The following is a 10880-nucleotide window of genomic DNA, read 5'->3' as shown; positions in this document are numbered from 1 at the left end:
CCGCAAGGCCCGGTGCAGCACCAACCGCATCGGGCGCACGGTCGCTGCCATTCACGCCATCGAGATCGCCTGGCACTCAGGGTGAGAAGCGTTCACTCAGAACGATCCCTTCGCCGAGCAGGTGCGCGCCAGCGAGAGCATGAATGACATCAGAAAGGAAGTAGCTCGCGGGTGGGAAGAAGAAAGAAAATGGGAGGGGAATGCCGCTTACAGTATATCCGAACTCTCTTTTCCTGAAATGGTGGGAACCTATGCGGAGGACATGGCGGGGCTATCGGGTGTCGACAATCTGTGGGGAGGAGACACGAACGAAGCCCAGTCCCTCCTGGGGTCCTACGCCGTCAAGTACGAAGTGAAGAGTGTCGATCCGGACGGGTCGCTCGTCGTGCGCTACACCCTGACCAACGACACCGACATGGAGTCGGCTCTGCCCGGCTACTGGGGGTGGCAGGAGAGGCTGAACCACGACCGCGGTCCCGGGAGGGACATCAAGGAGGCGATGACATGGACCGAACGCATCGGTCCGGACGGCGAACCACGGGAGTGATGGTGGCCAGGAACCGGTTCCGTCGCGCGCTGGGCACGGCCCCGCGCAAACTCGCTTTTGTCGTGGTGCTCTGTCTCGCGGCCGCGGTGAGCTGTGTCCTCCTGTCGAACACCTCCCAGGGGTGTCCTCGACCGAACCTCGATGTGTCCGGGGAGGACCTCTCGGGAGCCTACGGGAAGCAGGGCGAAGCGCAGATCACCCTGCGCGTGGCGGAGAAGGGAGTACATGCAGACGAAGGCACGTTCGGCGTCGAAGGATGGCCCCGCGACCTCTTCCGGCTCAAGAAGGACGGCAGCGTCGCGACGGGACCCGACGGCGAGGTGCGCCGGTTCGACGGTTCGGGGGAGTGGAAGTACGACGTGACGACCGATCCGTTCGACGAGCGACACGGTCGGATCTCCCTCACTTTCCGCACGGGCGCGCCTGAGGAGAACCTGCCGAGCGAAGACCAGGAACTGAGGGTGGGAGGCACTCCGGAGCACCCCTTGTTCTACCTCAAGACCGACCCGGACACCTGTGCGAGCGCGGTGATCCGGTGACGGACCCCTGCCACGAGCGGAGGACAGGGATGTGGGCGAACACCTGACGCGCTGACACCGCATCCGCGCCAGGCTGTACGCGTCGGACGACGACGAGCCCGTCTACGGCATCGACTCACCACGATGTCGACGGCTGGGCCGGACCACACCTCTTCCATGCTGTGGAAGACTTTTCCGCCGTACTCCGCGGTAAAGCTTTCCGCTCTTCCCCCTGGGATCGTAGGCCCCCATAATTCTCACCGCGGGGTAGTTTCTCGGTGTGGGTCCGTGGAAATCAGCGGCGTAGCCGCGGCCGAGGAAAGCGACACCGGCCTGTCCGTGGTCCGTGACGGCAGTGGACATGCGTCCTCCGTGGCTCCTTCTGTCACCCGGTTCGATATGCGATCGGTTCACGCTGACGATGCGCGGGGCGGAAATGAGCAGGCGTCGGAGAGAACCGCCAAGGACCGAAAAATTTTCGGCTGGTTTCGTTCCCCCTCCGGATAAGCCGGTCGGCGGGTTTCCTCCCCGTTCACGGAAAAGACCTTGCGCGGACAGGAAGCGGTGTGTTCAATGACGCCGGCCGTCCATGCGGAGGGCGCTGCCCCGCGGTCGCCGGGCAGACCCGGGGAAGAAAGGAACCAGTTGTGACAGCGCACTCCAAGGCCGGGGCGGCCATACGCACCCCGGCCGCGGTGGCCGTGGTCGTGGCGCTGGCAGTGGCGTTGTTCTCCCTGAGCACGGTGGAGACCCTGCCGGTCGGTCTACTTCCGGTCATCGCGGCCGATCTGGACGTCTCCAGGTCGGCGGTGGGTCTGCTGGTGACCGGTTACGGGGTGGTCGTGGCGGTCGCCTCGGTCCCCCTGACCCACCTGGCCCGCCGAGCGCCGCGCCGCGCCCTGCTCATCGGGCTGCTGGTCCTGTTCGTCCTGGCGAACCTGGTCTCCGCCGCGGCCCCGGGCTACCGGGTGCTGCTCGCCGCGCGGATCACGGTCGCGCTGACCCACGCGGTGTTCTGGTCGATCGTCGCCGCCACCGCCGCCGGACTGTTCCCTCCCGAGGTGCGGGGCCGGGTGGTCGCCGGACTGTTCTCCGGGCTCTCCCTGGCCGGTGTGGTGGGCGTCCCCGTGGGCACCTGGCTGGGCCAGCAGTTCGGTTGGCGGGTTCCTTTCGCGGTGATGAGCGCCTTCGGGCTCCTCGCCCTGATCACGATCACCGTCCTGCTGCCGTCCACGGCCCTGGGGGACGGTCACGCATCGGTCGGAGCCGAGCCGAGCGCGCGCCGGTTCGCCGTCCTGATGGTGACCACCGCTCTGGTGATCTGCGGGGTGTTCACCGGATACACCTACATCACCGCCTTCCTCACCGACGTGACCGGCTTCTCGCAGGGAGCCGTCGCCCCACTGCTGCTGGCGTCGGGCGTCGCGGGCATCGCGGGCACCTACGTGGCCGGGGCCTTCGTGGACCGTCACCCCCGACACACCATGGTGCTGGCCGTGGGGCTGCTGACGGCGACGATGCTGGGGCTGTACCTGTTCGGCGGCGCGCGTCCCGCCGCGGTCTGCCTGGTCGCCCTGCTCGGGTTCTCCATGGCGTCGATGACCACCTCGCTGCAGAGCAGAATCCTCCACGTGGCGCCCGGCAGCACCGAGATCGCCTCGGCCATCGGCTCGGCGGTCTTCAACGTCGGCATCGCCGGTGGTTCCCTCCTCGGCGGCCTGCTGCTGCCCACCGCTCCCGGTGTGGAAGGCGCGGTGCTCGTCGGCGGTGTCCTCGCCGTCGCCGCGTCGGCGGTCCTGCTCAGCGAGCCCTGGGTGGCGCGACGCGAGAAGCCGCGGGCCGGCCGTCGGCCGTCGCCGGTGTCCGCGGCGTAGGGCACGGCCCGCTCCACGCCGGCCCGGCCCGTCCCCGGACACCGGAAACGGGGGGATCGCGTGTGCGACCGGCCCCACCGAGGCACGCGACTGTCGGGACACTTCTTCCCGCCGCCCGCCGCCCGCCGTGGGGCGGGGCGGGCGGGGCGATCACACTCAGGGAACCGGAGAGGAGACGCGTGACGGTGACGGCCGACCCGTCCGGAGAGCGGCACGGCCGGGTCTCCCTCGCCTTCCGCGCGGGCGCGCCCGGGGAGAACCTGCCGGGGAGGAACACGAGTTGAGGGTGGGGGGGGGTACTGCGGAACGCCCTTTGCTCTGCCCCAGGAGCGACCCGGACACCTGCGCGAGCGCGGTGGTCCGATGACGGACCCCCGTCGCGGCCGGGATCCGAGACGCGATCACCACCACCCGGTCCGGTGCTGCACCGGCAAGCGCCTCCCGGCCGGACGGGCGTGGCCCTCGGCGTGCCCGACGCCCGCCGGGGCGTCCCCGGCGGGCGTCGGGCCGTGGTGACGAGGTCAGGCCGTGATGGCGTGTGCCGGGCGGGCGGTCAGCCCCGGGCAGGGGAGATGCGCAGCACGGTCGTGTCGCCGTCGATCGCCAGGACCTCCACGTCCGTCTCGTTGAGCCTGGACGGGCCGCCCTGTTCGGGGCTCTGGCCCCCGAGGTGCAGCATCGTGCCGGCTTCGGAGGCCGTCATGTCGACGCCGGACGGGCCGACCTTGTCGATCCTCAGGTCCGGCAGCCGCACACCGTCCCCGAACGGGATGACGGTGCCCTCCCGGACCTCGACCGTGCACGCGCCGTCGTAGCAGGTCGACAGGTCCTTCGTCGCCTTGTACGTCGGCGAGGGCGAGGCGGACGGCGACGACCGGCGGCCGGGTGAGGCGGGCGAGGCGGACGCGGCGGGCGAGGCGGATGAGGAGGACGGTGTGTCCCGCCTCTTCGCGCGGTCGTCCGCGCCGTCACCGTCCGGCGAACCGCACCCGGCCGCCAGCAGGCCCGCGGCGCACAGCGCGACGGCGGTGGCCAGGCCGCGCCCGCGGGTGCGGCCGAGGGGGCGGGCGGGGCGTCGGGGCGCCGCCGCGGCCCCGGTGCGCAAAAGCATGTTTCTCTCCCTGCGGTGGTCGGTTCCTGCACCGGAATCCAAGTGGCCGTGGGGTTGTTCGGCGACCCGGCGCGGGCGGTGAACAACCCCGGTGACGGGCTGCCGCCCGGTCACCGCTTGATCAGCGACTCGAAGCCGGCGCGCACATCGGCGTCGGACGGGGTGACGTACTGGTCCGGCGGGCCCGGGTCGAACCCGCCGAAGGTGTGGTAGCTGAGGGAGTGGGGGCAGCTCGTGCCGCCGATCTCCACGGTGCGGTCGGCCACGAGCTTCCCGGTCCGCAACTCGTAGGCCTTCACGGGGATCGCGACCTTGTGGAACGTCACGTTCGTGCTGTCCGTCCAGGCGGGACCGTACTCGTAGGGGCACGTCCGGACGGAGGTTCCGAACTTGGCCTCGCCCACGCAGACCACCAGGACGGCCTTGGCGGGGTCGTCGGTCCGCCATTTGCGGGGGAGCTGGTCCGTGTACTCGGTGGGGCCGCCGAACAGCGCGCGGTTGGTCTTCCCCTTGCGGTAGGGGGCGGCACCGCTGTACTTCGAGGGTTTGGAGCAGTACCGGGGCTGCTCGCCGTCGGTCTCCGAGAGGAGGCGGGTGACGTTCTCCAGCTCGATGGCCCTCGTGGCCCGCACGACTCCCTTGCGCGCCTCGTCCGCGCGTTCGTCGTCGGGGTACCGGGCGAGCAGCCGCCGGTAGTGGTCCCGCGCGTCCTGCCACTGCTCGAAGTCCGCCAGGTCGTCACCGCACTCGGCGAGCGCCGCGGGCTCCGTCCGCTCGACGGCCCGCTCCACGGCGCCGGAGTACCGGTCCAGCACGTCGTGGGTCGGGAGCCGCCGGTCGAGCCAGTCGGTGACGGTGACGGTGCGGCAGGCCTCATCGGCGGGCAGGTCGTCGAGGAAGCCGTTGAGGACCGTCTCGACCGCCTTCTCGTTGGCGGAGTCCTCAAGGACCGAGGCGAGGACGCGGAACTCCTCCTCCAGACCGTCGTCGACATCGGCGGTGCCGGAGGTCCCGGCGGTGTGGGGGAGACCGTCCTCGTCGCTCAGCCTCGTGCCGAGCCGGGCCCCGGCCTCCAGCAGCCGGTCGCAGAGCTCGGCGGTCTCGTCACTGCGGGCGGCAGGCGGGGCGCCGACCACGCGGTGGTGGAGCCGCACCCCGTCCTGGAGGACCAGCACCCGCGAGCAGTCGCCCCTCCCGAGGGCGTCGGCGACGCTCCGCTCGATCCGGGCGGCGTCGAACCGCACGAACCCCACGGGCAGCAGCACCGCGCACGCGATGCCGAGCGCGAGGAGACGCTGTCCGCGCGCCACGGTCCGTCCGCGGCGTCCGCCCGCCAGGAACCATCCGTGCGCGACGAGCGCAGCCCACCACAGGAGCAGGACGGCCTCGCACCACGGCCGGGCGGCCCGGAAGTCGACGTAGAGGAGGGCGAGGGTGAACGTCCCCGTGGCGACGGCGAGTTCGCGCCGGCCCAGCATCAGGTACCCCACGCCGAGCAGGGAGGCGTTGCCGAGGGCGGCGGCCAGCGGGTCGTGTGTCCGTTCCGCGGCCGGTGCGGGCTCCGGCGGGGAATCCGGCGCGGGGTGTGTGGGGTGAAGCATCCTGGTCCTTTCCTGCCTCCGGAACGACTGAGGGCGTTCCGGGCCGTCCGCCCCGCCCGCGGGACGGACACCGGGGACGGGCGTCCGCGACGGGATGTCGGTGACGGGCGGACGCACGGCGCCTCTCGCGGCGGGGCCGAGTACACATCCGTAGACAAGCGGCCGTGCGGTTGTTCGGCGACCCGGTGCGGGAGGTGAACAACTCCGCCCCCGCGACCTGGGCGGGAGCGGCCCGCCCGCCGGTGTCCGCGGGGATGTTCACGCCGGTGTGCGCGGTGGCGGACGGTCCGGCGGACGCGTCCGCCGCCGCCCGGGAAGAGGGGAGCGGCTCCGCGTCCGGAGCGGTCGGGACCGGTTCCCGCGGGGGTTGTGGAAAGCGGGACGCGTTCTTAGCATCGCTGGTGTTACATCATTGGTGTCATACGGTCGCGACGAGGCGGCCGGGACGGTTGGGAGTCCGGATGGCGGCGGCAGGCACAGGCCCCGGCCCGCTCGCCGGGGTGCGGGTGGTGGAGCTGGCGGGCATCGGTCCCGGGCCGTTCGCCGCGATGCTCCTGGGCGACCTCGGCGCCGACGTCGTCCGCGTCGACCGGCCCGGCGGGCAGCCCCTGGGCGTCGACCCGGCCAGGGACGTCACCGGCCGCAACAAACGCTCGGTGGTGGTCGACCTCAAGACCGAGGACGGCCCCGCCACCGTCCTGGACCTCGTGGAGCGCGCCGACGTGCTGATCGAGGGCTGGCGGCCCGGCGTCGCCGAACGCCTCGGCGTCGGCCCGGAGGAGTGCCTGGCCCGCAATCCGGCGCTGGTCTACGGGCGGATGACCGGCTGGGGCCAGGACGGGCCCCTCGCCCGCAGCGCCGGCCACGACATCGGCTACACCGCCGTCACCGGAGCGCTCGGCATGATCGGCCCGCCCGACGGGCCGCCCGCGATCCCCGCCAACCTCCTCGGCGACTACGCCGGCGGATCCCTCTACCTCGTCGTCGGGATCCTCGCCGCCCTCCACCACGCCCGCGCCGGGGGCGGACGCGGCCAGGTCGTCGACGCCGCGATCGTGGACGGCACCAGCCACCTGACCGCCATGATCCACGGCATGCTGGCCGCCGGCGCCTGGCAGGACCGGCGCGGAGCCAACCTGCTGGACGGCGGCTGCCCCTTCTACGGCCTCTACGCGACCTCCGACGGCGGCTGGATGGCCGTCGGCGCGCTGGAGCGGCCCTTCTACGACGAGTTCGCCCGGCTGCTCGGCCTGGACGAGGAGACCGCCGCCGGCCGCGACGACCCCGCCCGCTGGGGCGTGCTGCGCGAGGCCGTCGCCGCCCGCTTCCGCACCCGCACACGCGCGGAGTGGACGGAGGTGTTCGACGGCACCGACGCCTGCGTCGCCCCCGTCCTCTCCCTGCGCGAGGCCCCCGCCCACCCGCACCTGGCCGCCCGCGGCACCTACGCCGACCACGCGGGGACCGTCCAGCCCGCCCCCGCGCCGCGCTTCTCCGCCACCCCCGGCGCGCTGCGCCGTCCGCCCGCCGTCCCCGGCGCGGACGCCGCGGAGGTGGCCCGAGACTGGAACCTGCCGTCCCTCGCCGGCGGACTGCCCTGACCCCCGTCCCGAAAGCCTCCCCGAGAACCTCCCGAAGATCCCCCGAGAACGTCCCGACTCCCCGAGAACGTCCCGACTCCCCGAGAACGTCCCGAAAGGCCCCGACCGTGACAACCGACGCGTACATCTACGACGCCATCCGCACCCCGCGCGGGCGCGGCAAGGCCGGCGGCGCCCTGCACGGCACCAAGCCGATCGACCTGGTCGTCGGCCTGATCCACGAGCTGCGCCGCCGCTTCCCCGGCCTGGACCCGGCCGCCATCGACGACATCGTGCTCGGCGTCGTCACCCCCGTCGGCGACCAGGGCGCCGACATCGCCCGGACCGCCGCCATCGCCGCCGGGCTGCCCGACACGGTGGCCGGCGTCCAGGAGAACCGGTTCTGCGCCTCGGGCCTGGAGGCGGTCAACCTGGCCGCCGCCAAGATCCGCTCCGGCTGGGAGGACCTGGTCCTGGCCGGCGGCGTGGAGTCGATGTCCCGGGTGCCGATGGGCTCCGACGGCGGCGCCTGGGCCATGGACCCCATGACCAGCTTCGAGAGCGGCTTCGTCCCCCAGGGCATCGGCGCCGACCTCATCGCCACCATCGAGGGCTTCAGCCGCCGCGACGTGGACGAGTACGCCGCCCTGTCCCAGGAGCGCGCCGCGACGGCCTGGAAGGAGGGCCGCTTCGACCGCTCCGTCGTCCCCGTCACCGACCGCAACGGCCTGGTCGTCCTCGACCGCGACGAGCACATGCGCCCCGGCACCACCGCCGACTCCCTGGCCTCCCTCAAGCCGTCCTTCGCCGCCATCGGCGAGGCCGGCGGCTTCGACGCGGTGGCGCTGCAGAAGTACCACTGGGTCGAGAAGATCGACCACGTCCACCACGCGGGCAACTCCTCCGGCATCGTGGACGGCGCGGCGCTGGTGGCGATCGGCAGCCGCGAGGCGGGGGAGCGCAACGGGCTGACCCCGCGCGCCCGGATCGTCTCGGCCGCCGTCTCCGGCTCCGAACCGACGATCATGCTCACCGGCCCGGCCCCGGCCTCCCGCAAGGCACTGGCCAAGGCGGGCCTGACCATCGACGACATCGACCTGGTCGAGATCAACGAGGCGTTCGCGGCCGTCGTCCTGCGCTTCGTCAGGGACATGGGCCTGTCCCTGGACAAGGTGAACGTCAACGGCGGCGCCATCGCCATGGGCCACCCGCTCGGCGCCACCGGCGCGATGATCCTCGGCACCCTCGTCGACGAACTCGAACGCCGTGACCTGCGGTACGGCCTGGCGACCCTCTGCGTCGGCGGCGGCATGGGCATCGCCACCGTCGTCGAGCGGCTCTGACCCGCCCCGGCGGCACCCCGCCCCGCCTTCCCCGAACCTCCCGACGCAGCAACCTCAACGGAGACCGAGAACCCACCATGGCAGCCCCCTCCACCATCCGCTGGGAGCAGGACGACACCGGCGTCGTCACCCTCACCCTGGACGACCCGAACCAGTCCGCCAACACCATGAACGCCGCGTTCGCCGCCTCCCTCGCGGCCACCGCCGACCGGCTGGAGGCGGAGCGGGACGGCGTCCGCGGCGTCATCGTCACCTCCGCCAAGAAGACGTTCTTCGCCGGCGGAGACCTGAACGACCTCCTCGCCGTGCGGCCCGAGCAGGCCCGGGAGCTCTTCGACCGCGGCATGGCGATCAAGCGCGACCTGCGCCGCATCGAAACCCTCGGCAGGCCCGTCGTCGCCGCGATCAACGGCGCCGCGCTCGGCGGCGGCCTGGAGATCGCGCTGGCCTGCCACCACCGGATCGCCCTCGACGCCAAGGGCTCGAAGATCGGCCTGCCCGAGGCCACCCTCGGCCTGCTGCCCGGCGGCGGCGGCGTGGTGCGCACCGTGCGGCTGCTGGGCATCACCGACGCCCTGCTGAACGTCCTGCTCCAGGGACAGCAGTACCGCCCCCGCGCGGCGCGGGAGAAGGGCCTGGTCCACGAGGTCGTGGACACCCCCGAGGAGATGCTCGCGGCGGCGCGGGCGTTCATCGACGCCCACCCCGAATCCGTCCAGCCCTGGGACGTCAAGGGCTACCGGATCCCCGGAGGCACCCCCGCCCACCCGAAGTTCGCCGCCAACCTCCCGGCCTTCCCCGCCAACCTCGCCAAGCAGCTCGGCGGAGCCCCCTACCCCGCCCAGCGCAACATCCTGGCCGCGGCCGTCGAGGGCGCCCAGGTGGACTTCGAGACCGCCCAGGCGATCGAGTCCCGCTACTTCACCGAGCTGGCGACCGGGCAGACCGCGAAGAACATGATCCAGGCGTTCTTCTTCGACCTCCAGGCGGTCAACTCCGGCCGCAGCCGCCCCCGGGGCCCCGAACCCCGGAAGGTGGAGAAGGTCGCCGTGCTGGGCGCGGGCATGATGGGCGCCGGCATCGCCTACGCCTGCGCCAGGGCCGGCATCGAGGTCGTCCTCAAGGACGTGAGCGCGGAGGCCGCCGAGAAGGGCAAGGCGTACTCGGCGGGCCTCCTCGACAAGGCGCTGGCCAAGGGTCGCACCACGCCGGAGAAGCGCGACGCGCTGCTGGCCCGCATCACCCCCACCGCCGACCCGGCCGACCTGGCCGGATGCGACGCGGTGATCGAGGCGGTCTTCGAGGACACCGCCCTCAAGCACAAGGTGTTCCAGGAGATCCAGGACGTCGTCGCGCCCGACGCGCTGCTGTGCTCCAACACCTCCACCATCCCGATCACCACGCTGGCCGAGGGCGTCGAGCGGCAGGCCGACTTCATCGGCCTGCACTTCTTCTCGCCCGTCGACAAGATGCCGCTGGTGGAGATCATCCGCGGCGAGCGGACCGGGGACGAGGCGGTCGCCCGCGCCTTCGACCTGGTGCGGCAGATCAACAAGACCCCGATCGTGGTGCGCGACTCCCGGGGCTTCTTCACCTCCCGCGTGATCGGGCAGTTCATCAACGAGGGCGTGGCGATGGTCGCCGAGGGCATCGAGCCGGCCTCGGTGGAGCAGGCCGCCGCCCAGGCCGGCTACCCGGCCAAGGTGCTGTCCCTGATGGACGAGCTGACCCTCACCCTGCCGCGGAAGATCCGCCGCGAGGCCCGGCAGGCCGTGGAGGCGGCGGGCGGCACCTGGGAGCCGCACCCGGCCGACGCCGTCATCGACCGGATGGTCGAGGAGTTCGGCCGCACCGGCCGCAGCGGCGGCGCCGGCTTCTACGACTACGTGGACGGCAGGCGCGCGGGCCTGTGGCCGGGACTGCGGGAGCACTTCACCCGCGAGGGCGCCCGGATCCCCTTCGAGGACATGAAGGAGCGGATGCTCTTCTCCGAGGCCCTCGACAGCATCCGCTGCCTCCAGGAGGGCGTGCTGACCTCGGTGGCCGACGCCAACATCGGCTCCGTCCTGGGCATCGGCTTCCCCGGCTGGACCGGCGGCGTCCTCCAGTACGTCAACGGCTACCCCGGCGGCCTGCCCGGCTTCGTCGCACGGGCCCGCGAACTCCAGGCCCGCTACGGCGACCGGTTCGCGCCTCCGGAGCTGCTGCTGGAGAAGGCGGAGAAGGGCGAGACCTTCACCGACGCCCCCGCCGCCGCGTGACCCCCGGCCGGGTCCGTCCGGTTCCGGGAGGGAACGGACGGACCC

8 protein-coding genes are annotated in these 10880 nt (G+C 72.4%); 6 read left to right on the top strand and 2 right to left on the bottom strand.

All coding sequences use genetic code 11. The annotated features are described in order from the left end of the window. The first annotated feature begins 139 nt into the window (after nt 1-139). The 3 genes from ABD358_RS19245 (at nt 140) to ABD358_RS19235 (ending at nt 2939) form a co-directional block, all read left to right on the top strand. Nucleotides 140-547 (top strand): hypothetical protein, encoded by a 408-nt coding sequence (locus tag ABD358_RS19245; protein ID WP_344632311.1) that lies wholly within the window; start codon nt 140-142, stop codon nt 545-547. Beyond that, a complete protein-coding gene (locus ABD358_RS19240; RefSeq protein ID WP_344632310.1) occupies nt 505-1086 on the top strand; it encodes a hypothetical protein in 582 nt (193 codons plus the stop codon). The genes ABD358_RS19245 and ABD358_RS19240 overlap by 43 nt, the downstream gene beginning before the upstream one ends. A 626-nt stretch (nt 1087-1712) precedes the next feature. After that, entirely contained in the window at nt 1713-2939 is a 1227-nt protein-coding gene (locus ABD358_RS19235; protein WP_344632309.1) for an MFS transporter, read from the top strand. A 553-nt stretch (nt 2940-3492) separates the two neighbouring features. Here the strand turns inward: ABD358_RS19235 and ABD358_RS19230 are convergent. Both ABD358_RS19230 and ABD358_RS19225 read right to left on the bottom strand, forming a co-directional pair. Beyond that, complete coding sequence (locus ABD358_RS19230; RefSeq protein WP_344632308.1) at nt 3493-4050, bottom strand: hypothetical protein; 558 nt, start codon at nt 4048-4050, stop codon at nt 3493-3495. A gap of 110 nt (nt 4051-4160) precedes the next feature. Further along, nucleotides 4161-5651, bottom strand: coding sequence for a tetratricopeptide repeat protein (locus ABD358_RS19225; RefSeq protein WP_344632307.1), 1491 nt, complete (start codon nt 5649-5651; stop codon nt 4161-4163). Between the two features lie 461 nt (nt 5652-6112). On the opposite strand from ABD358_RS19225, the gene ABD358_RS19220 reads away from it, so the two are divergent. The 3 genes from ABD358_RS19220 (at nt 6113) to ABD358_RS19210 (ending at nt 10835) form a co-directional block, all read left to right on the top strand. Next, nucleotides 6113-7252, top strand: a complete 1140-nt coding sequence (locus ABD358_RS19220; protein ID WP_344632306.1) for a CaiB/BaiF CoA transferase family protein — start codon at nt 6113-6115, stop codon at nt 7250-7252. Between the two features lie 107 nt (nt 7253-7359). After that, entirely contained in the window at nt 7360-8574 is a 1215-nt protein-coding gene (locus ABD358_RS19215; protein ID WP_344632305.1) for an acetyl-CoA C-acetyltransferase, read from the top strand. A 77-nt stretch (nt 8575-8651) separates the two neighbouring features. Beyond that, on the top strand, nt 8652-10835 hold the full coding sequence (locus ABD358_RS19210; protein WP_344632304.1) for a 3-hydroxyacyl-CoA dehydrogenase NAD-binding domain-containing protein: 2184 nt from the start codon (nt 8652-8654) through the stop codon (nt 10833-10835). Nucleotides 10836-10880 lie beyond the last annotated feature (45 nt).

Source organism: Streptomyces glaucosporus, assembly GCF_039533345.1.
GTDB classification, from domain to species: domain Bacteria; phylum Actinomycetota; class Actinomycetes; order Streptomycetales; family Streptomycetaceae; genus Streptomyces; species Streptomyces glaucosporus.
This window is presented reverse-complemented; position numbering and strand designations above follow the sequence as displayed.

What these genes read in the sequence shown, in the direction of transcription:
- ABD358_RS19225 (WP_344632307.1), bottom strand. Translation starts at nt 5,651, where the DNA reads ATGCTTCACCCCACACACCCCGCGCCGGATTCCCCGCCGGAGCCCGCA.
- ABD358_RS19240 (WP_344632310.1), top strand. Translation starts at nt 505, where the DNA reads ATGGACCGAACGCATCGGTCCGGACGGCGAACCACGGGAGTGATGGTG.
- ABD358_RS19220 (WP_344632306.1), top strand. Translation starts at nt 6,113, where the DNA reads ATGGCGGCGGCAGGCACAGGCCCCGGCCCGCTCGCCGGGGTGCGGGTG.
- ABD358_RS19210 (WP_344632304.1), top strand. Translation starts at nt 8,652, where the DNA reads ATGGCAGCCCCCTCCACCATCCGCTGGGAGCAGGACGACACCGGCGTC.
- ABD358_RS19245 (WP_344632311.1), top strand. Translation starts at nt 140, where the DNA reads ATGAATGACATCAGAAAGGAAGTAGCTCGCGGGTGGGAAGAAGAAAGA.
- ABD358_RS19230 (WP_344632308.1), bottom strand. Translation starts at nt 4,050, where the DNA reads ATGCTTTTGCGCACCGGGGCCGCGGCGGCGCCCCGACGCCCCGCCCGC.